This is a genomic window from Pseudomonas sp. F8002, from assembly GCF_013385495.1.
Taxonomy (GTDB): domain Bacteria; phylum Pseudomonadota; class Gammaproteobacteria; order Pseudomonadales; family Pseudomonadaceae; genus Aquipseudomonas.
Genome location: NZ_JACAPW010000004.1, coordinates 89,238 through 111,764 on the forward strand (window position 1 = coordinate 89,238; position 22,527 = coordinate 111,764).

Here is a 22,527-nt window from a genome sequence, read left to right on the forward strand (position 1 = left end):
AATGCGTCGCTATCGAGGGGCCACTACTTGGACCCGACGGTTCTAACGAGGAACGCATCATGAAACTCAATTCCCTGGGCGCAACGGCGTTACTTGGGCTTTCATTAGTCATGCTCAGTGGCTGTGACCAAGCGGAAAAAAGCGCGCAACAACTGCTGGGCAAGGCCACTGAGTCGGCCAAGCAAGTGATTGACGACACCCACCAGGCCGCCGAGCAGGCGTTGAGTGACGCGACCAAGGGCTTGATCGCACCGCCGCAAGGCAAGCCGGACAAGCCGGAACAGGAAGACAGCAAGCCTGAGTCCACCTCCCAAGAAACCTGATACCCGCACACAACACCAGGAATGACCTATGGAATACCTTTTACAACTGGCCGCCAGCCCGACCGCGTGGATCGCACTGGCCACCCTGATCGTCATGGAGATCGTGCTGGGGATCGATAACCTGATCTTTATCTCGATTCTCACCAACAAGTTGCCGGTGAAGCACCGGGCCAAGGCCCGCCGCATCGGCATCAGCATGGCATTGATCCTGCGTCTGGGCCTGTTGAGCACCATCGCCTTTATCGTGCAGCTGACCGAGCCGGTCATCGACATCCTGGGGCAGTCGTTCTCCTGGAAAGACATGATCCTGATCGCCGGTGGCCTGTTCCTGGTGTGGAAGGCTACCACCGAGATCCATCACAGCATGGACCCCGAGAAGGAGCATGTGGACACCGGCGCGCCGAGCGTGACCCTGGGCTTCGCCTCGGCGATTGGCCAGATCCTGCTGCTGGACATGGTGTTTTCCATCGACAGCATCATCACCGCCGTGGGCATGACCGAGCACTTGCCGATCATGATCATTGCCGTGGTGGTCTCGGTGATCGTGATGTTGGTGGCGGCCGAGCCGCTGGCCAAGTTCATCAACGACAACCCGACCATCGTGATGTTGGCCCTGGGCTTCCTCATCATGATCGGTATGACGCTGATCGCCGAAGGTTTCGGCGCCCATGTGCCAAAAGGCTATGTGTATGCGGCCATGGCGTTCTCGGCGGCCATCGAGTGCCTGAACATGATGCGACGCAACCGGCATAAACGGCTTGCCGCCAAACACTAAGGGCTGAACATAAAGGCCGACTGCATGCAGTCGGCCTTTTGCTGTCTGCTAGAATCCGCCCACTTGACGCCTTGAGGGATACCCATGAACGAGCCGATTCGCCTGACCCAATACAGCCACGGTGCTGGTTGCGGTTGCAAGATCTCACCTCAGGTACTGGAAGTGATCCTCGCCGGCAGTGGCGCACAGAACCTCGACCCCAAGCTCTGGGTAGGCAACGCTTCGCGCGATGACGCGGCGGTGTACGCCATCGACGAGGAGCGCGGCGTGGTGTCCACCACCGACTTTTTCATGCCGATCGTCGATGACCCCTTCGACTTCGGCCGCATTGCCGCCACCAATGCCATCAGCGATATCTATGCGATGGGCGGCGATCCGTTGATGGCCATCGCGATTCTCGGCTGGCCGGTCAACGTGCTGGCTCCGGAGATTGCCCGGGAAGTGATTCGCGGCGGCCGTTCCGTGTGTGACGCTGCCGGGATTCCCCTGGCCGGCGGCCACTCCATCGACGCCCCGGAGCCGATCTTCGGCCTGGCCGTCACCGGGCTGGTGGAAAAGCGCCACATGAAGCGCAACGACACCGCCACCGCCGGTTGCCAACTGTACCTGACCAAACCCCTGGGCATCGGCATCCTCACCACGGCCGAGAAGAAGGGCAAGCTGCGCGAGGCCGACGTGGGCCTGGCCCGTGACTGGATGTGCACCCTCAACAAACCCGGCAGCCGTTTTGGCAAGCTGGCCGGTGTCACGGCCATGACCGACGTCACCGGTTTCGGCCTGTTGGGCCACCTGGTGGAAATGGCTGACGGCAGCCAATTAACTGCCCGCATCGAATACGAAAAAGTCCCACGCCTGCCCGGGGTTGAGTACTACCTGGAACAGGGCTGCGTCCCCGGCGGCACCTTGCGCAATTTCGACAGCTACGCCAGCAAGCTGGGGCGCCTGAACGAACTGCACAAGCGCGTGCTGTGCGACCCGCAAACCAGCGGCGGGCTGCTGGTGGCGGTCACCCCCGAAGGCAATGCCGAATTCCTCGCCGTGGCGGCGGAGCTGGGCCTGAACCTTGAGCCGATCGGCGAACTGGTTGAGCGACAGACCAACGCGGTAGAGGTGTTCTGATGCCCATCGACATCACCGATTACCGCGATATCTTTCTCAACGACCGGCCGATGATGGATACCCGCGCGCCGATCGAGTTCATCAAGGGCGCGTTTCCCGGGGTGGTCAACCTGCCGTTGATGACCGACGACGAGCGCGAACGGGTGGGCACCTGTTACAAGCAGCAAGGCCAGCAGGCGGCCATTGTTCTCGGGCACGAACTGGTGTCCGGCGCGATCAAGGCCGAACGTATCGAACACTGGGCGCGTTTTGCCCAGGCCAATCCGGATGGTCTGCTGTACTGCTTTCGCGGCGGGATGCGTTCGCAGATTGCCCAGCAATGGTTGAAAACCGAGGCGGGTATCGACTATCCGCGAGTGGGCGGTGGCTACAAGGCCATGCGGACTTTCCTGCTCGACACGGTTGAAAGCGCCACCGCGCAATGCGACTTCGTACTGTTGGGCGGCATGACCGGTACCGGCAAGACCGAAGTGCTCGGCCAGTTGAACAACGCCCTGGACCTGGAAGGCCACGCCAACCATCGCGGTTCCAGCTTCGGCAAACGCGCTACGGCGCAACCTTCCAACATCGACTTCGAAAACCGCCTGGCGGTGGACCTGCTGAAAAAGCGCGCCGCCGGTATCGAGCAGTTTGTGGTCGAGGATGAGAGCCGCATGATCGGCAGCTGCGCGCTGCCGTTGCCCTTGCACAAGGGCATGCAGGGCTTCCCGATGGTCTGGCTGGAAGACAGCGTTGAAGGCCGGGTGGAGCGCATCCTGAAGGATTATGTGGTGGACCTCTGCGCCGAGTTTGTCGCGGTGTTTGGCGACACTGGCCAGGAACTGTTTGCCGAGCGCCTGACCCAGAGCCTGGGCAATATCCACAAGCGCCTGGGCGGCGAGCGGTTTGCGCGGTTGCACGCGATCATGCAGGAAGCATTGGCAGAACAAGCCAGCAGCGGCGCGGTGGAGTTGCACCGCGGCTGGATTGAGGGGTTGTTGCGTGAGTATTACGACCCGATGTACGCGTTCCAGCGGGAAAGCAAAGGCGCACGCATCGAGTTTGCGGGAGAGCAAGCGGCGGTGGTGGAGTATTTCCGGGACAGGCTCGCTCGGCGTACGTGATTGATTGAGTTCGCCGGCCCCTTCGCGAGCAAGCCCGCTCCCACATTCGACCGCACTCCTACAGGATAAACGCGGTCGAATGTGGGAGCGGGCTTGCTCGCGAAGAGGCCCTCAAACTCACCCAATCACTACAGGATAAACGCCCCGATCAGCCCACACACCACCCCCATCAGCATGGTCAAGCCGGCCACAGTCACCAGCACCCGCGCATCGAAATCCTTGCGCAGCATCAGCAGCGACGGCAGGCTCACGCTCGGCAGTGTCATCAGCAAGGCCACGGCCGGGCCGGTGCCCATGCCGAGGGTCATCATGGTCTGCACGATGGGGATTTCGGCGGCGGTCGGGATCACGAACAACGTGCCGACAATCGCCAGAGGCACCAGCCACACCAGGCTGTTGGCCATGGCGCCGTCAACGTGGGGAAACAGCCAGACCCGCGCCGCGCCAAGGATCAGCACCGCCAGGATGTACACCGGAATCGTGCTCCAGAACAGCTGCCACAGGGTGCGCAGCCAGCGGGTCAGGAACGGTTCGGTTTCGGCATGGCTGGCCTGGGCCACGGCGTCGAGCGCGGCTTCCGGTACCTGCTCCGGCCGCGCGATGCGTTGCGCCACCAGCGAAACACCCACCACCAGCACGATCCCGGCCACCAACCGCAGCGCGGTAAAGCCCCAGCCCAGCACAAAGCCCATGAACACCAGTGTCGCCGGGTTCAGCACCGGGTTGGCAATCCAGAACGCCAGCGCCGCGCCGACCGAGACTTTCTGCCGACGCATACCGGCCGCCACCGGAGCGGCGCAGCAACTGCACATCATCCCCGGCAGGGCGAACAGCCCGCCACGCAGGGTAGATCCCAGCCCGGCACGGCCAAACAGGCGCAGCAGCCAGTCCCGTGGGATCAGCACTTGCAGCAATGAGCCGAGAATGACCGCCAGCACCGCAGCCTTCCAGATCGCCAGGAAATACACCTGGGCATAGGCCAGCGCGGCGGCCAGTGGCGCGCTTTGCTGGTCGTTGAGAATCGAGGCGCCGATGCTGTGGTTGTCTGCCGCGATAAACGCCTTGGCGTAGTAGGGCGACCATTTCACGTAGTAGAGGCCGACGCAGGCCACCAGCAGGAACAGCGCTGGTTTCCACCAGAAGGACCAGCCCCGGGCAGGCTGGGTGGAGGAGAGGTTGGACATGTAGATGATCCGCAGGTGAGTCAATAGCGCAACATCATACGCTGTACAAGGCCGCCTCCGAAGCACTGTGGCGAGGGAGCTTGCCGTGGCGAGGGAGCTTGCTCCCGCTGGAGTGCGAAGCGCTCCCAGAATTTTGGGGCCGCTTCGCAGCCCGGCGGGAGCAAGCTCCCTCGCCACAGCAAGCTCCCTCGCCACGGGTCTTCGGGGGCGGTCAGATATCGGCGCTGACTTGCGTTGCGTCCGGGCAAGTCTGCTGGCCATTGTCCAGGCCTTGCTTGTAGTTGCGGCTGAGCAGCGAGGCCTTGCCGTTGTGCCAGGTCAGGGTCAACACATACAAGCTATCGAAATCGCTGCCGGACCAATCGTCGGTAATCACATGTTTTTCACCGACGGCCTCGCTTGCCACCTTGTTGATCAAGTCCGGCAGATACCCATGGGACCAGGCAGTGTAGATGACGGCGTTGTGGTATTTGTCTTCCACCAGTTCGTCAGCGAGGGCGCTGGTGTCATTGGCCGAGAACTTGATGTTGACCGGCAACCCGAGCTTGATCGCGCTGGGGCTGATGGTCATCAACGGGCGGATGTAGCTGTAGGAGTTGTCTTTCTCGCCTTCCTCGACATTGCGGGTCGGGTTGGGTGCGAACACGTAGTTGGCGTTGCCGAATTTTTCCGGCAGCACGGTGGCCAGGTTCATCGCACGGTTAAGCCCCTGGCAGTTGAGTTGGCCGAGGCCCCCGGCAGGTTTCTCGCCATGGCGCAGGAACACCAGGGTTTGCACGCCGTCGACCGGCTGGGCGCGGCTGACCCGCGATTCCAGGCTAAGGCCGACCGCGGCGCTCACCAGCAATACCGGCAGCAGGATGTAGGAGTAGCGTTTGAAGCGTTTCGCAAGACACAGAGGCTTGTAGGTCATGATGGTTCTAAGTCTCGGTGCAGGGATTCAGGGCAAGCAAGCCCAGCCATCGGGCGCTCTTTAAGAGTCCCCCAAGGCAGTTTGGTTCGTTTCGCGGGGGAGATGGGGCGGCATCCTTGCCGTGTGCAGGAGATTAACCCGCAGATGTTGCTGAATTAAGACGGATGCACGATAGGCACTGAACCACTACTCTCCTACTTTTATCAGGAGTCCCATGATGAACTCACTTTCAGACTTCCCCATCACCGCCAAATGGCCGGCCCGGCATCCCGAGCGTCTGCAGCTGTATTCGTTGCCCACGCCCAACGGGGTCAAGGTGTCGATCATGCTCGAGGAAATCGGCCTGCCCTACGAGGCGCACAAGGTCAGTTTCGAGACCCAGGACCAGCTTTCCAGCGAGTTCCTGTCGCTGAACCCCAACAACAAGATCCCGGCGATCATCGACCCCAATGGCCCGAGCGGCCAGGCGCTGGGGCTGTTCGAGTCGGGCGCGATCCTGATCTACCTCGCCGAGAAGAGCGGTGAATTGCTTCCCGAAGACCCGGCGATGCGTTACGAGACGATCCAGTGGCTGATGTTCCAGATGGCCGGTATCGGGCCGATGTTCGGCCAGGTGGGGTTCTTCAACAAATTCGCCGGCGCGGCCTACGAAGACAAGCGCCCGCGCGACCGCTACGTCGCCGAGTCGCGCCGCTTGCTGGACGTGCTGGAAAAGCGCCTGTTGGGCCGCACCTGGATCATGGGTGACGAGTACAGCATCGCCGATATCGCCACCTTCCCGTGGGTTCGCAACCTGATCGGCTTCTATGAGTCCGGCGACCTGGTGGGTATTACCGACTTCCCGAACGTACTGCGGGCCCTGGACGGGTTTGTCGCCCGGCCGGCGGTGATCCGTGGCTTGAACATCCCAGCATAAGGACCGGCATGGCTTCTTTCGACTTCAAACAACTGGACGTTTTCAGCAGCGTGGCCGTCAAGGGCAACCCGTTGGCCGTGGTGCTGGGCGCCGACAGCCTGAACGACCAGCAGATGGCGGATTTCGCCAACTGGACCAACCTCAGCGAAACCACCTTCCTGCTCAAGCCCCGTGATCCACGAGCGGACTACCGCGTAAGGATCTTCACGACCCTCAAGGAGTTGCCGTTTGCCGGCCATCCGACCCTGGGCAGTTGCCATGCCTGGTTGCTGGCCGGTGGCCAACCCGCTGGGGAGGAGATCATCCAGGAGTGTGAGATCGGCCTGGTGCGCATCCGCCGCCAGGGCGATGAACTGGCGTTTATCGCGCCACCGTTGCTGCGTTCCGGCCCGCTGGAAGCTGAATTGGTCGAGCGCGTGCGTCGGGCCCTGGACCTTGAGCCCGGTGCGATTTTGCGCAGCCAGTGGGTGGATAACGGCGCGGGCTGGCTGGCGGTGATGCTGGCGGATCGCGAGCAGGTACTGGCACTGCGGCCTGACTATTCGCAGTTGCAGGGCTTGGCCGTGGGCGTGATCGCCCCGTGGAACCCCGAGCGGGATGGCGATGAGGCGCAGTTTGAGGTGCGGGCCTTTATTGCCGGCGACGGCGCTCCGGAAGATCCGGCCACCGGCAGCCTGAACGCCGGTGTCGCCCAGTGGTTGCTGGGCGAGGGTTTGGCGCCCAGCCGCTATGTGGTCAGCCAGGGCACCGCCATGGGCCGCGCCGGGCGAATCCGCATTGAACACAGCGGCGAGGAAATCTGGGTCGGCGGCGCGGTTGCCGTTTGCATTGAAGGCCGTCTACAGCTGTAGATCAATGCAATTGTTACCAAGCCTGCAATAAACTGTTCCGCACTTGGCGTTTGTGCTCTGCGGTGCACGAGGCATAAGCTTTCGCCCCAAAGATTTTTGGCCTGCCTTTTTTCAGGAGCATCAATGTCCAGCCAGTTCCCCGAAGCCCGTCCACGCCGCCTGCGCCGCTCCCCGGAGTTGCGTGGCCTGTTCCAGGAAAGCGAATTCACCCTCAATGACCTGGTGCTGCCGATCTTCGTTGAAGAAGAAATCGACGACTTCGTGCCGATCACCAGCATGCCCGGGGTGCAGCGCATTCCCGAGTCGAAGCTGGCGGGTGAGATCGAGCGCTATGCCAAAGCCGGGATTAAGTCGGTGATGACCTTCGGCGTGTCCCACCACCTGGACGCCTCGGGCAGTGACACCTGGCAAGAGCGTGGCCTGGTGTCGCGCATGTCCTCGATCATCAAGGACGCGGTGCCGGAAATGATCGTGATGTCCGACACCTGCTTCTGCGAGTACACCGACCACGGCCATTGCGGCGTGATGCACGGCGCCGAAGTCGACAACGACCGCACCCTGGTCAACCTTGGCAAGCAAGCTGTGGCCGCCGCCCGTGCCGGTGCCGATGTGATCGCACCGTCCGCCGCGATGGACGGGCAGGTCCAGGCCATTCGCCGGGCCCTGGATGAAGCAGGCTTCAGCCATATCCCGATCATGGCCTATTCCACCAAGTTCGCCTCGGCGCTCTACGGCCCGTTCCGCGAAGCCGGCGGCAGCGCGCTGAAGGGCGATCGCAAGAGCTACCAGATGAACCCGATGAACCGCCGCGAAGCGGTGCGCGAATCGTTGCTGGATGAGCAGGAAGGTGCGGACGCGCTGATGGTCAAGCCGGCCGGCGCGTACCTGGACATCATCCGCGACATCCGCGAAGCCTCGCGTTTGCCGGTGGCGGCGTACCAGGTCAGCGGCGAGTACGCGATGATCAAGTTCGGCGCCCAGGCGGGTGCGATCGATGAAGCCCGCGTAGTGCGGGAAACCCTGGGCTCGATCAAGCGCGCCGGTGCGGACTTGATCTTCACCTACTTCGCGATGGACCTGGCACTCGCCGGGATCTAAGTAACCTGTGGCGAGGGAGCTTGCTCCCGCTGGGGCGCGCAGCGGCCCTGAAAATGGGCCTGCTGCGCAGTCCAGCGGGAGCAAGCTCCCTCGCCACAAGAAGGCTGTTCGCGGCTGCTTGCAACTTAGCGCTGGGCAAACGCCAGGTTCAGCCCCAACCCCGCAAACGCCGCTGCAAAACTGCGGCGCAGCCAGTTCTGTACACGTGGCGATTCGATCACCGCGCGGCGGAACACATTGGCCAGCAGGCCATAAATCACAAACACCGCAAACGTCATCGCCATGAATACACTGCTCAGCAACAGCATTTGCAGGGCCGGTGCGCCCGCGCCCGGGGTGACGAATTGCGGCAGGAACGCCAGGAAGAAAATCGTCAGCTTGGGGTTCAGAATATTCAGCAACAGGCCTCGCACCATCAGGCTGTGGGCGCTGGAAATCGTCGGTGTGTCGTTCATGGCAAAGGCCGTTCGGTCCCGCCAGGTGGCGTAGGCGAGGTACAGCAAGTAGGCGGCCCCGGCATACTTGAGGGCTTCGAACGCCAGGGCGCTGGTATGCAGCAGGGCGGACAGCCCAAGCACGGAGGCCAACAAGTGCGGAACGATCCCGGCGGTGCAGCCCAGCGCCGCGAACACACTGGCGCGCTTGCCGGCGGTCAGTCCGGTGGACACGGTGAAGATCACGCCGGTGCCGGGAATGAGCACGACGATCAGGCAGGTGATCAGGAAGTTCAGGCTAAGCATGGCATTCAAACTCCTTGTAGGAACGACGGGAGCCTGATCCTTTCACGTTGCGGTTTTTTTGGCGAGTGCGGCAGGTCGGCGAACCCCGGTTAGACTTACCGGTCGATATCTGCCAAGACTGGCCCATTGTCGCCCAAGGAAGCCCCATGCGTTCATCTCGCCTCATCCTGTGCCTTACCACCTTATTGGTATTGGCCGGCTGCTCCAGCCAGCGCACCCAGCAACTGCCGGAACGCAGCGAAGCCGAGGTGAAAGCGCAGATCGTGCGACTGATGCCGGCCAGCGTGCCGGATCGTGGCGGCTGGGCCCAGGACATCTACACCGCCTTCAACACGCAGAAAATCTACCCCGGTACGGAGAACATCTGCGCGGTATTGGCCGTGACCGAGCAGGAGTCCACCTATCAGGTCGACCCGCCGGTCCCGAACATGGGCAAGATCGCCCAGGACGAGATCCTGCGGCGCGCCGCTAAAGTCCATGTGCCGGCGGTATTGGTGCGCACGGCACTGCAACTGCGCTCGCCCACCGGCAAGTCCTACGCCGAGCGCTTGAACGCTGCGCGCACCGAGCGGGATTTGAGTGGAATCTTTGACGACTTCATCAGTGTCGTGCCCTTGGGCAATACGCTGTTTGGCGGCTTCAACCCGGTGCATACCGCAGGCCCGATGCAGGTCAGCATCGACTTCGCACAGAAGCAGGCCCGGGATTATCCCTACACCGTGGATGGCAGCATCCGCCGGGAAGTGTTTACCCGCCGAGGCGGCATGTACTTTGGCATCACCCATCTGCTGGGCTACCCGGTGAATTACGACCAGATGCTGTACCGCTTCGCCGATTTCAATGCCGGTTGGTACGCCAGCCGCAACGCCGCATTCCAGGCAGCGGTCAGCCGGGTCTCGGGTACCACGCTGGCGCTGGACGGTGATTTGATCAACTACGGCTCGTTCCTGCCAGGCACCACCGAGCTGGCAGTGCGCTCACTGGGCAAGGCGCTGGACATGCGCAACCCGAGCATCCGCAGCCAGCTGGAGCAGGGCGAGCGCCTGGATTTTGAAGACACCACCCTGTACCAGCGAGTGTTCGCCCTGGCCGACAAGGCCGCCGGCAAACCGGTGCCGCGGGCGATCCTGCCGGGCATCGTGCTGAAAAGCCCGAAGATCACCCGCAACCTCACCACGGCCTGGTTTGCCAAGCGCGTGGATGAGCGTTATCAGCGCTGCATGAAGCGTTAGGCTTATCACCGGGGATTTACCGGGCTGATGTTGATGGTCCGGATGGCTGCGGTGGGATACACCTCCAGTCTTGTCCCCAAGGAAGAACCTGACATGACTGCCCATGCCATCCCCGAAGGCTTTACCCCGCTGCGTCGCAGCAGCCCACTCCTGGACCTGCTTGGCCCGGTGTATAGCCGAGGTGAAGGCTTGCAGCTGGAAATCGGCCTGCGCGCCGACAACCGCCACGCTAACGGACGCGGCACCGTGCACGGTGGCGTGCTGGCCACCCTGGCGGATGTGGGCATGGGCTACGCCATGGCGTTTTCCAGCGAGCCGCCGCTGCCGTTGATCACGGCGAGCATGACTCTGGATTATCTCGGCGCGGTGCAGGTGGGTGAGTGGATCGAGGTGCGGTTGGAACACCACAAGCGTGGGCGGCAGATGGCGTTTGCCACGGTCAGCGTGCAGGTCGGGGAGAAGGTGGTGGTGCGGGCAAATGCGGTGTTTGCGGTGCCCCAGGCGCGGGACTGACCGATAAAGAAAAGGCCCGGTTTTCGTGGAACCGGGCTTTTTCCATGTTGCTCTTTGAAATCAGCTGCGTTCAAGGGCCAGGGCTACACCTTGCCCGCCACCGATGCACAGGGTGGCCAGGCCTTTCTTGGCGTCACGCTTGATCATTTCATGCAGCAGGGTCACCAGCACACGGCAGCCTGACGCGCCAATCGGGTGGCCGATGGCAATCGCGCCGCCGTTGACGTTGACTTTGGCCGCGTCCCATTCCAGCTCTTTGCCCACCGCCAGTGACTGCGCGGCAAAGGCTTCGTTGGCTTCGATCAGGTCCAGGTCGCCCAGGCTCCAGCCGGCCTTGTCCAGGCAGCGGCGGGTGGCCGATACCGGGCCAATGCCCATGATCGCGGGATCGACGCCGGCGTTGGCGTAGCTGGCGATTCGGGCCAACACTGGCAAGCCGAGCGCCTTGGCTTTGTCCGCGCTCATCAGCAGCACGGCAGCCGCGCCGTCGTTGAGGCTGGATGCATTGCCGGCGGTGACCGTGCCGTCTTTCTTGAAGGCCGGCTTGAGCTTGGCCAGGGATTCGGCGGTGGTGCCCGCCCGTGGCTGTTCGTCCACGGCGAAGGCCACCGGGTCGCCCTTGCGCTGGGGAATCAGGATCGGTGTGATCTCATCGCTGAAACGCCCGGCTTCAATGGCCGCCGTGGCTTTTTGCTGGGAGGCGGCGGCGAAGACGTCCTGGGCTTCACGGCTGATGCCGTACTTGTCCACCAGGTTCTCGGCGGTGATGCCCATGTGGTAGTCGTTGAACGCATCCCACAGACCGTCGGTGATCATGCTGTCGATCATCTTCGCATGGCCCATGCGCAGGCCGGTGCGGGCGGCCGGCAATACGTACGGGGCCAGGCTCATGTTCTCCATGCCGCCGGCGATGATTACCTCGGCATCGCCGCAACGGATCGCTTGTGCGCCCAGGTGCAGGGCCTTGAGCCCCGAGCCGCAGACCTTGTTCAGGGTCAGCGCCGGCACGGCGTGGGGCAGGCCGGCGAGGATCGAGGCCTGGCGGGCCGGGTTCTGGCCGCTGCCGGCGGTGAGCACCTGGCCAAGGATCACTTCATCCACGAGTGCCGGGTCGATGCCGGTCTGCTCCAGCAGGCGACGAATCACCGCAGCCCCCAGCTCCGGGGCCGGGATGCTTGCCAGCGAACCTTGGAAGCTGCCCACGGCGGTGCGGGTGGCAGCAACAATCACGACGTCTTGCATGGAATCTGTCCTCACTGGAAGTGCATTTCTGGAACGTGGTCCGGGACGATCAGTTTACCGGCTGTCTTGCTGACGATCTCTTCAACACTGACGCCAGGTGCGCGTTCCTTGAGGACAAAAGCGCCATTTTCGATTTCCAGGTAGGCCAGGTCCGTCAGCACGCGCTTGATGCAGTTGGCGCCGGTCAGCGGCAGGCTGCAGCGGCTGAGCAACTTGGACTCACCGTCCTTGGACGCGTGGGTCATGATCACGATGATGTTCTCGGCACCGGCCACCAGGTCCATCGCGCCGCCCATGCCCTTGACCAGCTTGCCGGGGATCATCCACGAGGCGATGTTGCCTTGTACATCGACCTCAAACGCGCCGAGCACGGTCAGGTCGACGTGGCCGCCGCGAATCATCGCGAAGGATTCGGCCGAGGAGAAGATCGACGCGCCAATGCGCGCGGTGACGGTCTGTTTGCCAGCGTTGATCATGTCGGCATCGATGGTTTCTTCAGTAGGAAACGGACCCATGCCCAGCAGGCCGTTTTCCGACTGCAGCATGACCTCCATGCCTTCTGGGATGTAGTTGGCCACCAGGGTCGGAATGCCGATGCCGAGGTTGACGTAGAAACCGTCCTGCATTTCGCGGGCGACGCGTTGAGCCATTTGTTCGCGGGTAAGAGCCATTTTTTGTCTCCTTATTATCTGGGCTGGTGGATTATTTGCGGAGGGTGCGCTGTTCGATGCGCTTCTCGAAGGTGCCGCAAATGATCCGGTCGACGTAGATCCCTGGGGTGTGGATATGCGCCGGGTCCAGCTCGCCCGGTTCGACGATTTCTTCGACTTCGACCACGGTGATCCTGCCGGCGGTGGCGGCCAGCGGGTTGAAGTTCTGGGCGGTATGGCGATAGATCACATTGCCGAAGTGGTCGGCTTTCCAGCCTTTGACGATGGCGAAGTCGCCGGTGATGGATTCTTCCATCAGGTACGGGCGACCGTTGAACTCGCGGGTTTCCTTGCCTTCAGCGACTGGCGTGCCGACGCCGGTAGCGGTGAAGAAGGCCGGGATGCCGGCACCGCCTGCGCGCAGTTTTTCGGCGAGGGTGCCTTGGGGCGTCAGGACCACTTCGATTTCGCCGCTGAGCAGTTGCTTCTCGAACAGGGCGTTTTCACCGACGTAGGACGCGAAGACCTTGCTGATCTGCTTGCCTTCCAGCAGCAGGCCCAGGCCGAAGCCGTCGACGCCGCAGTTGTTGGAGACCACGGTCAGGTTGCGGGTGCCCTTGCGCTTGATTTCGGCAATGAGGTTTTCCGGGATGCCGCACAGGCCAAAACCACCGGCAAGAACCGTCATGCCATCTTCCAGGCCTGCCAGCGCCTCTTCATAGGACGCTACGCGTTTATCAAAACCTGCCATATGCACCTCTTTTATTGTTTGTGGGCCAGCCATATGAACCGAGTGTTGCGCCGACGGATTGATTTGTTAAGTTGTTTTTTAAGGTTGATTGATTTAAAAAACAGCATAGTCCTCAGCCATCGGGAGAAGCTTCATGACAGTTAAACAGATGCGCGCCTTTCTTGCCGTGGCCCAGACCTTGAGCTTTGCGGCCGCCTGTGAGCGTTTGCATCTTTCCCAGTCGGCCTTGAGCCTGACCATCAAAGGTCTGGAGGAAGGCCTGGGCGGGCGCTTGTTCAGCCGCAATACCCGCAATGTCGCGCTGACCCCTGAAGGCGAATCCCTGCTGCCCCTGGCCCGGCGCTTGATCGCCGACTGGGACAATGCCGAGGATGAGTTGCGCCAGCGTTTCACCTTGCAGCGCGGGCGGGTAACAGTGGCGGCGATGCCGTCGTTTGCCGGAAACCTGCTGCCACCGATCCTGAAGATTTTTCGCGCGCGCTATCCCCAGGTCAACGTGACGGTGAATGACGTGATCAACGAGCAGGTGCTGGAAATGGTCCGCGATCGCCAAGTGGAGTTGGGCGTGGCGTTTGAACCGTCGGAAAGCTCATCGCTGGTGTTCACCCCGCTGTATGTGGACCGCTTTGTGGCGGTGGTGCCCGGTGACTCGCCATTGGCACGCCGCTCCGATATCGCCTGGCACACCCTGCTGGAACAACCCTTCATCACCTTGCAGCGCCCGTCCACGGTACGAGTGATGCTTGAAGAACACCTGAAGGTGCTGGACCTGAAGCTGCCCGTAGCCCTGGAGAGCCATCAACTGGCGACGGTGGGCAAGATGGTTGCCAGTGGCTTGGGCGTGAGTGCAGTGCCGGCGTTGTGTGCACGCCAAATGCAGGAGGCAGGCGCCCATTGCATCACCTTGAGTGATCCGGTGATCGAACGGCCGATTGGTGTACTGACCAAGCCCGGCCACGAACTTTCAGCGGCGGCCCAGGCCATGTTTGATATTTTTTGCGATGAAGCGGGGAAGGGGCGTTTCCCGGCGTTGTTGCAATAACCGTCGGCCATAAAAAAGCCTGCTCGTTTTAAGCGAGCAGGCTTAAGTGATAAGTGCGTAGTTATCAGCAGTATCTGTCGATCACCTTAACTTGCGAATGGCCTTTAAGGTTCTGCCACTCGGTATTAAGTGTATGGAAGACCTGCTCGATAAAGTTGCGATCGGCGGCGGCTTTCTTGCCGACATAACCCTGGCCGCGGCGGTACATCTTCAGGCGCGCTGCCAGTTCACGGTTATTCCTGTCGAACTCTTCTTCCACGGTGTGGGGCGCCAGGCAGTCAATATGGACCTGGCCCGATTTACCAATCCAGAGGATATGGTCGTCGAGCGTGTCTTTCTGCGCTGCGAACATCTCAGCCAATTCATCGATAGTTGGTTGGTTGTTCAGATTCATGTGTAAGCCCCTTGACCAGTTGGCGATCTCTAGTTGATCCGTTAAAACTACTCAGTTGTCTCCGGCTCAGAAAACCGGGCGTCAGCGACTGTCTGCCGAATACGGGCAGGGTCTTGAACCGATGCATGTAGTCTTGCTGATGACCTGCTACGCAATGGTTTCATAACGAAGACAAGCAGCGTTTGAGCTCCTTGTACCGATCCTTTCGGGCCGGTCAGCTTCATCAATCTGCCTTGTGGGCAGTGCACATCCGGAAAAAACAGCTCGGCGGTCAGACGAGCTTGTTCAAAACGCGTGTTACCAACGCTCCCGATCCGGGAGACGCTTGAATCATGCAATTACAAAACGGTTACGTCAACGATTATGTAGTGATTATTTTTGAGCACTACATAAATCCTTGCAGGACGGGGGCGTGAGCGGAAAACGTGACTTGGGCGTCACTTTTCGTGCGGGCAGGTCGCGGGATCCGGGGGCTTTTTGTGGCGAGGGAGCTTGCTCCCGCTGGGGTGCGAAGCGCCCCCACCAGGCTGACTGCGGTTCTGCAGGAATCATTCGGTTGTCGGTTTTGGGGCTGCTGCGCAGCCCAGCGGGAGCAAGCTCCCTCGCCACAGAAAAGCAGGATTGGGCTATCCCAGGCGTTCTGCCAGCAACGGCAACAAACGTTCGCAGGAGGCTTCGATCTTGAGTTGCAGCAACTCATCGCCCCGTGTCTTGCCCAGATTGATGGCAATCACGGGCTTGCCTTGCTCGACCATCGCCTTGCACAACCGAAACGCTGAATACGCCATCAGCGACGAACCCACCACCAGCAATCCTTCTGCGTCATCCACCGCCGCCATCGCCTTGGCTGCCGTGCCCTGGGCGACGTTCTCGCCGAAAAACACCACATCCGGCTTCAACCGTTGCCCACCGCAATGGGGGCAGAGGGGCACCTGGAAGCGTCCTTCAAAGGCCGGGTCCAGCAGGGTGTCACCGTCGGGGGCTTGGACGGCATCCACACCCGCCAGGTACGGATTCTCCGCTTCCATTTGGCGCTGGATCAGGTCCCGTTCGCTGGTCTGCTGGCAATCCAGACATAGCACCCGGTGCAGGCTGCCGTGGAGTTCGATCACATCATGGCTGCCAGCCTGGTCGTGCAGGGTGTCAACGTTCTGGGTGATCAGCCCGGTAATGCGCTGGCGTTGCTGCAGAGTGGCCAGGGCGATATGCGCCGCGTTCGGCTGCGCGACACGCACCCTCGGCCAGCCGAGCATCGCCCGCGCCCAGTAGCGGCGGCGCGCCTGCGGGGTTGCCAGGAACTCCTGGTACATCATCGGTGCCTTGCCCCGGCGCACGCCTTCGCTGTCGCGATAATCGGGAATCCCCGAAGAGGTGCTGATACCCGCACCGGTCAGCACCAGGAAGCGCCGTTGGGCCATGGCCCGGTGCAGGCTGTCGAGTTGGTTATCGACTTGATGTTGCAGGGTATCGAGCATGGGTTCCCCAATGATTATTCGCCGCGAATGTACTGCTCCAGCTGTTTGATCAGGTCGGCCTGTTCGGCAATCGCTTCCTTGACCAGGTCGCCGATGGACAGCAAGCCAAGCAGTTCGCCATTCTCCACCACAGGCAGGTGCCGCAGATGTCGGTCGGTCATGATCGTCATGCACGTCTCGACAGTCTGGTGAGTGTCGACGGTGATCACCGGTGAATTCATGATCTCGTGGGCTTTGGTCGTCACCGAAGACAATCCATGGAGGATGACCTTACGGGCATAGTCTCGTTCACTGATGATGCCCACCACCTTGCCGTCCTGGAGCACTGGCAAGGCCCCAACGTTTTTCGAAGCCATCACGATCAAGGCCTCAAATACCGTATGGTCGTGGGGGATGGTGTGGACTTGATGGTTATGCTGGTCTTTGGACTTCAGCACTTGGGCAACGGTTTTCATGGAGGCCACTCCGGTGTTGTTATTGTTGGGAGGTTAGCAGGCCCTACAGAATCCTGGATGGCCTGCAGCAGGGCAAGGTCCAAAGCGGCATACATCCCGTCGAAAAACGTCATTGTCGCGATTTCTTAGTGCTTCTCAGCCTTTGTTTGCCGGTTTCGCCGCCCGCTTCGGGCTGGTGGCCGTCTTGCGCTTGGCCGGTTTGCGTTTGTTTTTCCACGGTGTGGCACCCCGTCCTGCCGGGCTGGCCGGACCGCTGATGGTCAGACGCATGCCGGTGCAGCGGGTGACTTGCTTGCTCATCCACGCCGCCTGTTTGGCGACGAACTCTTCCAGGCTCATCTCACCGCTTTGTACCATGTCCAACGCCTGTTCCCAGATGGCCGTGGTGCCGGGGTCGGCAATTGCCCGTGGCACTGCATCAATCAGGCTGAAAGCGGCGGGTGTTGCCGACAGCGCCTTGCCGTTTTTCACCAGGTAGCCGCGGTCCAGCAGGCCCTGGATGATCCCGGCGCGGGTGGCTTCGGTGCCGATCCCGGTGGTGTCCTTGAGCTTTTGCTTGAGCAGCGGGTCTTCCACCAGCTTGGCGACGTTTTTCATCGCCTTGATCAGGTCGCCTTCGGTGAAGGGTTTGGGTGGCTGGGTCCACAGGTCCTTGAGGTTGACCTTGGCCACGGCGTAGTCCTGCCCCTGAACCAGTGTTGGCAAGAACTGCGGCGCAGGTGCTTCACGGCCCTTGGCCGGCGCCAATGCTTCCGGCAATGCGCGTTTCCAGCCAGGCTCGACGATGACTTTACCGACAGCCCGCAAGGCTTCACCGGCACAATCGAAATCTGCCTGGGTACGGTCGTACTCGTGGTTGGGCAGGAACTGCGCGAGGTAGCGGGCACGAATCAAGGTGTAGACGGCGCGATGCTTGCCCGTCAATTGCCCGACATCCTTGCCGGCGCCGGTGGGAATGATGCCGTGGTGAGCGCTGACCTTGGCGTCGTTCCAGGCCCGGGAGCGACGCTTCGGGTCGATGTGTGGCATCAATTCATTCACCGCCGGATCGGCCCGCCCCAGCGCCGCGAGGATTTTCGGCGCGTCGCCGTGCTGGCTCAGGGGCAGGTAGCCGCAATCGCTGCGTGGGTAAGTGATGACCTTGTGGGTTTCGTAGAGCGACTGGGCAACATCCAGGGTTTCCTGGGCGCCGAGGCCAAGCTTTTTCGAGCAGATTTCCTGCAGGGTGCCGAGGTCGAAGGGCAGGGGCGCGACGTCGCGCATGCGCTCGGTACGCAGTTTGACCAGCCGGGCGCTGGCGGCGTTGCTCATGGCATTGGCGGCGTCCCGGGCAAGCTGCGGATTGAGGCACCGGCCCTGATCGTCACAGGCGTCTTCTGTTGCGCGCCACTGCGCCGTAAAGGTGATGTCGTCGTGGAGCAGATCCACATCGATGGCCCAATAAGCGACGGGTACAAAGTCGGCAATGCTGCGGTCCCGGTCCACTACCAGGCGCAAGGTCGGGGTTTGCACACGGCCGACCGGCAACACGCCCTGGTAGCCGGACTGTTGGCCCAGCAGGGTAAACAGACGGCTCATGTTCATCCCGATCAGCCAGTCGGCACGGGAGCGGCCAAGGGCCGAATGGTAGAGGCTGAAGGTTTCAGCACCGGGCTTCAACGAGGCCAGGGCCTTGCGGATCGACGCGTCGTCGAGCGCCGAGAGCCATAGCCGCTGGATGGGGCCGCGATAACGGCAATGCTCCACCAGCTCACGGGCGATCATCTCGCCCTCACGGTCGGCATCGGTGGCGATCACCAGTTCCTGGGCTTCCCCCAGCAGACGCTTGACCGCCTTGAACTGGCTGGCAGTCTTGGGCTTGACCAGCATCTTCCACTTTTCGGGGATGATCGGCAGGTCGGCCAGCACCCAGCGCTTGTACTTGGCGTCGTAGCTGTCGGGCGGGGCGGTTTCCAGCAGGTGGCCGATGCACCAGGTCACCGTCACGCCTGAGCCCAGCCAGCAACCGTCGCCACGCCGGGTCGCGCCGAGCACGGCGGCGATATCCTTGGCCTGGGACGGTTTTTCACAGAGGAACAGCCGCATGGTCACCACATTCGCTACGCAATTGAATGGGGAGCAGGATGGGCAATAAATCAGAATTGGGCAACTTTTATCTGGATGGATATACAGCAATTTGTGTGTCTGGTGCTAAACCCAATGTGGGAGCGGGCTTGCTCGCGAATGCGGTGGGCCAGCCAACAAGTCTGGTCCTGACACACCGCTTTCGCGAGCAAGCCCGCTCCCACACTGAAACTCCAGCGTCGGCCGGATCGACGTTTAGTTATTGTCGATATCGACGTTCCTGGTTTCTTTCAGGCAAATCAGCCCCACGATCAGGCTCACCCCGGTAATGACCACCGGGTACCACAGCCCATAGAAAATATCCCCGGTGTACACCACCAGCGCAAACGACACCGTCGGCAGGAAGCCACCAAACCAGCCATTCCCGATGTGGTATGGCAGCGACAGCGAGGTGTAGCGGATACGTGTCGGGAACAGCTCCACCATCAGCGCTGCCAGCGGGCCGTAGCACATGGCGGCGATCAGGATCAGCGCGACGATCAGCACCACCACCATGGTTTTGTTGACCTGGGCCACATCAGCCGATTGCGGATAACCCGCCAGGGTCACCGCGCCTTTCAGGGCGGCTTCGTCGTAACCGTCGATACGCACATCACCCACGCTCACCTGCACCGCGCTGCCCGCCGGGGCGGCTGCGCTTTCGTACGGCAGGCCCTGTTTCACCAGGAAGGTCTTGACCTTGTCGCAGGGGCTGTCAAAACGCGCCTTGCCCACCGGGTCGAACTGGAAGGTGCAGGTGGCCGGGTCTGCCAATACGGTGATCGGCGACTGGCGGCTGGCGTGGTCCATCGCCGGGTTGGTGTAGTGCGCCAGGCCCTTGAAGATCGGGAAGTACAGCGCGGTGGCCAGCAGCAGGCCGACCATCAACACCGGCTTGCGCCCCAGCTTGTCCGAAAGCCAGCCGAAGAAGATGAAGAACGGCGCACCAATCACCACGCTGATGATCAGCAGCATGTTGGCCAGTGCCGGATCCATCTTCAAAAACTGTGTGAGGAAGAACAGCACATAAAACTGCGCGGCATAGAACGTCACTGCCTGGCCGGCGTTGATGCTGAACAGCGCAATCAGCACGATCTTGAGGTTTTCCCATTTGCCGAACGACTCGCGGATCGGCGCCTTGCTGGCCTTGCCTTCCTCTTTCATTTTCAGGAACGCCGGCGACTCGTGCAGGCTCAGGCGGATCCAGGTGGAGATGCCCAACAACACGATCGACAGCAGGAACGGCAGGCGCCAGCCCCACACTTCGAATTGGTCGCCGGTGAAGTAACGGCACGCCAGCACCACCAGCAGCGACAGCAGCAGGCCGAGGGTCGCGGTGGATTGAATCCAGCTGGTGTGGAAGCCGCGTTTGCCCGCCGGGGCGTGCTCGGCCACGTAAGTGGCTGCACCGCCGTACTCGCCGCCCAGCGCCAGGCCCTGGAGCATGCGCAGCGCGACGAGGATGATCGGTGCGGCAATGCCGATGCTCGAATAGGTCGGCAGCAGGCCGACGCAGAAAGTCGCCAGGCCCATCAGGATGATGGTGGCGAGGAAGGTGTACTTGCGCCCGATCATGTCACCCAGCCGACCGAACACCAGCGCGCCGAACGGGCGCACCACAAAGCCGGCGGCGAAGGCCATCAGGGCAAAGATAAACGCCGTGGTGTCGTTGACCCCGGCAAAGAACTGCTTGCTGATCACCGCCGCGAGTGCGCCATAGAGGAAGAAGTCATACCACTCGAACACCGTCCCGAGGGAGGAGGCGAAGATGACTTTCTGTGTGTCGTTGCTGTCTCGCGCCTTGGTGGCGGAGCCCAGGGGTTGAGCGTGTTCTGACATTTGGGTAGCCCTCACAGTGATTATTTATTGTTGTTCCACTGTCGGCGCCGAATCGGCGCCGCTGTTCAGATTGCGGTGATCAGTTCTTTCTCCGGGGCGAGGCTCCTTGTGTTCGGCGAAAGGATAAGCTGCGCGGCTTTTTCCGCGATCATCAGCGTCGGTGAGCAGGTGTTGCCTGAAGTGATGCGTGGCATGACCGACGCATCGGCGATGCGCAGGCCGGGAACCCCGTGCACTCGCAGTTGGGCGTCGACCACCGCGTCCTTGTCGCTGCCCATGCGGCAGGTGCCCACTGGATGGAAAATCGTGGTGCCAATGCGGGCGGCGGCTTCCTGCAGTTGTTCGTCCGTCTGCAGTGCTTCGCCGGGCAGGTACTCCACCGGGTTGAATTGCTTCAGGGCCGGCGCCGAGACGATGCGTCGGGTCAGGCGAATGGCGTCGGCGGCCACCCGCAGGTCTTCCGGATGGCTGAGGTAGTTGGGGCGGATCAGCGGTGCGTCTGCCGGGTTGGTCGAGCGAATGTCGATGCGGCCACGGCTTTGCGGGCGCAAGTCGCACACCGAAGCGGTGAAGGCCGGGAACCCGTGCAGCGGTTCGCCAAAGCGCTCCAGGGACAGCGGTTGCACGTGGTATTCGAGGTTGGCCGACGTCTGCTCCGGCCCGGAGCGGGCAAACGCGCCAAGCTGGCTGGGGGCCATGGACAACGGGCCGCTGCGGTCGTACAGGTAGCGCAGGCCCATGCCCATCTTGCCCCACACGGTGCCGGCGATCTGGTTCAGGGTGCGGGCGTTTTCCAGCTTGTAGATCAGGCGCAGTTGCAGGTGATCCTGCAGGTTGCCGCCCACGCCGGGTAACTCGTGCAGCACATCGATGCCCAAAGGCTTGAGCACGCTGGAGGGGCCGATACCGGAGCGTTGCAGGATGCCCGGCGAACCGACGGAGCCGGCGCACAGGATGATTTCCTTGCGCGCCCGCCACGTGACTGGCTGGCCTTGCCGGCGAGCAACCACCGCCGCCGCACGGCCGTTCTCCAGGAGTACGCGGTCGACTTCAACCTCGGTCATCACCGTCAGGTTGGGCCGCTGGCGGATCGGTTTGAGAAACGCCTTGGCCGCATTCCAGCGCACGCCGGATTTCTGATTGACCTGGAAATAGCCACAGCCTTCGTTGTCGCCCTGGTTGAAGTCGCTGATGCTGTCGATACCGCTTTGCTGCGCCGCGTCACGAAACGCATCGAGGATCGGCCAGTGCAGGCGCTGTTGCTCAACCCGCCATTCACCGCCGTCACTGTGAAATTGCGAGGCACCGGCAAAATGGTTTTCGCTCTGCTTGAACAGCGGCAGCACATCCTTCCACGCCCAGCCGGGATTGTCCTCGGCCCAGCCGTCGTAATCCCGGGCCTGGCCGCGCATGTAGATCATGCCGTTGATGGACGAGCACCCGCCCAGCACCTTGCCGCGCGGGTAGCTCAGCGCACGGCCTTGCAGGCCTTCCTGGGCTTCGGTCTTGAAACACCAGTCGGTGCGCGGGTTGCCGATGCAGAACAGGTAGCCGACGGGAATATGGATCCAGGGGTAGTTATCGCGACCGCCTGCTTCAAGCAGCAACACGCGATGGGCAGGGTTGGCAGACAGTCGATTGGCCAGCAGGCAGCCCGCCGGGCCGGCGCCTACCACCACGTAATCGTATTCAGCAGCTGCAGAATGCATCTGTGACCTCGCTTGTTTTTCTTATTGGTCCCATCCTAGTTGTTAGTTTTCGTCTTAAAAATGTTAGTTTTTACCCAGCTGCTGTGCGTTTTTAGACAAC

Annotated in this window: 22 protein-coding genes; 10 read left to right on the forward strand and 12 right to left on the reverse strand. The window is 61.7% G+C overall.

Translation table 11 applies throughout. The annotated features are described in order from the left end of the window. Positions 1-59 precede the first annotated feature (59 nt). The 4 genes from HX811_RS06630 to mnmH all read left to right on the forward strand — a co-directional run bounded on the left by HX811_RS06630 (position 60) and on the right by mnmH (position 3,320). A complete protein-coding gene (locus HX811_RS06630) occupies positions 60-323 on the forward strand; it encodes a hypothetical protein (protein WP_023658942.1) in 264 nt (87 codons plus the stop codon). Between the two features lie 28 nt (positions 324-351). Further along, positions 352-1,098, forward strand: coding sequence for a TerC family protein (locus HX811_RS06635; protein WP_003211245.1), 747 nt, complete (start codon positions 352-354; stop codon positions 1,096-1,098). 84 nt (positions 1,099-1,182) lie between these two features. Continuing rightward, positions 1,183-2,217 carry a selenide, water dikinase SelD gene (gene selD / locus HX811_RS06640; RefSeq protein WP_003211248.1) on the forward strand — a complete coding sequence of 345 codons (1,035 nt, stop codon included), beginning with the start codon at positions 1,183-1,185 and terminating at the stop codon, positions 2,215-2,217. Beyond that, entirely contained in the window at positions 2,217-3,320 is a 1,104-nt protein-coding gene (mnmH, locus tag HX811_RS06645; RefSeq protein WP_008435919.1) for a tRNA 2-selenouridine(34) synthase MnmH, read from the forward strand. The genes selD and mnmH overlap by 1 nt, the downstream gene beginning before the upstream one ends. A 128-nt stretch (positions 3,321-3,448) precedes the next feature. Here the strand turns inward: mnmH and HX811_RS06650 are convergent, their stop codons facing one another. Beyond that, a complete protein-coding gene (locus tag HX811_RS06650) occupies positions 3,449-4,504 on the reverse strand; it encodes a permease (RefSeq protein WP_003211251.1) in 1,056 nt (351 codons plus the stop codon). Between the two features lie 211 nt (positions 4,505-4,715). After that, positions 4,716-5,417: a histidine phosphatase family protein gene (locus HX811_RS06655; protein WP_087694099.1), complete on the reverse strand. Its 702-nt coding sequence runs from the start codon at positions 5,415-5,417 to the stop codon at positions 4,716-4,718. A gap of 217 nt (positions 5,418-5,634) precedes the next feature. Between HX811_RS06655 and HX811_RS06660 the strand changes: the two genes are divergently transcribed. The 3 genes from HX811_RS06660 (at position 5,635) to hemB (ending at position 8,282) form a co-directional block, all read left to right on the forward strand. Then, on the forward strand, positions 5,635-6,333 hold the full coding sequence (locus HX811_RS06660; protein ID WP_087694098.1) for a glutathione S-transferase N-terminal domain-containing protein: 699 nt from the start codon (positions 5,635-5,637) through the stop codon (positions 6,331-6,333). A gap of 8 nt (positions 6,334-6,341) precedes the next feature. Then, positions 6,342-7,184: a PhzF family phenazine biosynthesis protein gene (locus HX811_RS06665; RefSeq protein WP_177019734.1), complete on the forward strand. Its 843-nt coding sequence runs from the start codon at positions 6,342-6,344 to the stop codon at positions 7,182-7,184. Positions 7,185-7,307: 123 nt separating this feature from the next. Beyond that, entirely contained in the window at positions 7,308-8,282 is a 975-nt protein-coding gene (hemB, locus tag HX811_RS06670) for a porphobilinogen synthase (RefSeq protein WP_003211635.1), read from the forward strand. Positions 8,283-8,407: 125 nt separating this feature from the next. On the opposite strand, the gene HX811_RS06675 is transcribed toward hemB, so the two are convergent. Then, complete coding sequence (locus HX811_RS06675; RefSeq protein WP_003211632.1) at positions 8,408-9,022, reverse strand: LysE family translocator; 615 nt, start codon at positions 9,020-9,022, stop codon at positions 8,408-8,410. Positions 9,023-9,168: 146 nt separating this feature from the next. Here HX811_RS06675 and HX811_RS06680 point away from each other — a divergent pair, with 146 nt between their 5' ends. Continuing rightward, the gene (locus HX811_RS06680; RefSeq protein ID WP_008435895.1) at positions 9,169-10,254 is read left to right on the forward strand and encodes a DUF1615 domain-containing protein; all 1,086 of its coding nucleotides are present in this window, start codon (positions 9,169-9,171) and stop codon (positions 10,252-10,254) included. Between the two features lie 93 nt (positions 10,255-10,347). Then, positions 10,348-10,767 (forward strand): PaaI family thioesterase, encoded by a 420-nt coding sequence (locus HX811_RS06685; RefSeq protein ID WP_177045280.1) that lies wholly within the window; start codon positions 10,348-10,350, stop codon positions 10,765-10,767. Positions 10,768-10,827: 60 nt separating this feature from the next. Here HX811_RS06685 and HX811_RS06690 read toward each other — a convergent pair whose 3' ends face one another. From HX811_RS06690 to HX811_RS06700, 3 genes are read right to left on the reverse strand one after another with little or no spacing between them, the layout of a single operon-like run. Further along, entirely contained in the window at positions 10,828-12,009 is a 1,182-nt protein-coding gene (locus HX811_RS06690; protein ID WP_177045282.1) for an acetyl-CoA C-acetyltransferase, read from the reverse strand. Between the two features lie 11 nt (positions 12,010-12,020). Next, positions 12,021-12,680: a CoA transferase subunit B gene (locus tag HX811_RS06695; RefSeq protein ID WP_017475483.1), complete on the reverse strand. Its 660-nt coding sequence runs from the start codon at positions 12,678-12,680 to the stop codon at positions 12,021-12,023. Positions 12,681-12,711: 31 nt separating this feature from the next. Continuing rightward, complete coding sequence (locus tag HX811_RS06700) at positions 12,712-13,410, reverse strand: CoA transferase subunit A (RefSeq protein ID WP_008435892.1); 699 nt, start codon at positions 13,408-13,410, stop codon at positions 12,712-12,714. A gap of 133 nt (positions 13,411-13,543) precedes the next feature. Here HX811_RS06700 and HX811_RS06705 point away from each other — a divergent pair, with 133 nt between their 5' ends. Then, complete coding sequence (locus tag HX811_RS06705) at positions 13,544-14,452, forward strand: LysR family transcriptional regulator (RefSeq protein WP_177019730.1); 909 nt, start codon at positions 13,544-13,546, stop codon at positions 14,450-14,452. A gap of 64 nt (positions 14,453-14,516) precedes the next feature. On the opposite strand, the gene HX811_RS06710 is transcribed toward HX811_RS06705, so the two are convergent. The 6 genes from HX811_RS06710 to HX811_RS06735 form a co-directional block, all read right to left on the reverse strand. Further along, on the reverse strand, positions 14,517-14,846 hold the full coding sequence (locus HX811_RS06710; protein ID WP_003211618.1) for a hypothetical protein: 330 nt from the start codon (positions 14,844-14,846) through the stop codon (positions 14,517-14,519). 626 nt (positions 14,847-15,472) lie between these two features. Beyond that, positions 15,473-16,321: an NAD-dependent protein deacetylase gene (locus HX811_RS06715; protein WP_177045284.1), complete on the reverse strand. Its 849-nt coding sequence runs from the start codon at positions 16,319-16,321 to the stop codon at positions 15,473-15,475. A gap of 14 nt (positions 16,322-16,335) precedes the next feature. After that, positions 16,336-16,776 (reverse strand): CBS domain-containing protein, encoded by a 441-nt coding sequence (locus tag HX811_RS06720; RefSeq protein WP_003211614.1) that lies wholly within the window; start codon positions 16,774-16,776, stop codon positions 16,336-16,338. Positions 16,777-16,911: 135 nt separating this feature from the next. Then, positions 16,912-18,861, reverse strand: coding sequence for a DNA topoisomerase III (locus HX811_RS06725; RefSeq protein WP_177045286.1), 1,950 nt, complete (start codon positions 18,859-18,861; stop codon positions 16,912-16,914). Positions 18,862-19,095: 234 nt separating this feature from the next. After that, on the reverse strand, positions 19,096-20,718 hold the full coding sequence (locus HX811_RS06730) for an MFS transporter (protein ID WP_177045288.1): 1,623 nt from the start codon (positions 20,716-20,718) through the stop codon (positions 19,096-19,098). Positions 20,719-20,783: 65 nt separating this feature from the next. Continuing rightward, on the reverse strand, positions 20,784-22,427 hold the full coding sequence (locus HX811_RS06735; protein ID WP_177045290.1) for a GMC family oxidoreductase: 1,644 nt from the start codon (positions 22,425-22,427) through the stop codon (positions 20,784-20,786). Positions 22,428-22,527 lie beyond the last annotated feature (100 nt).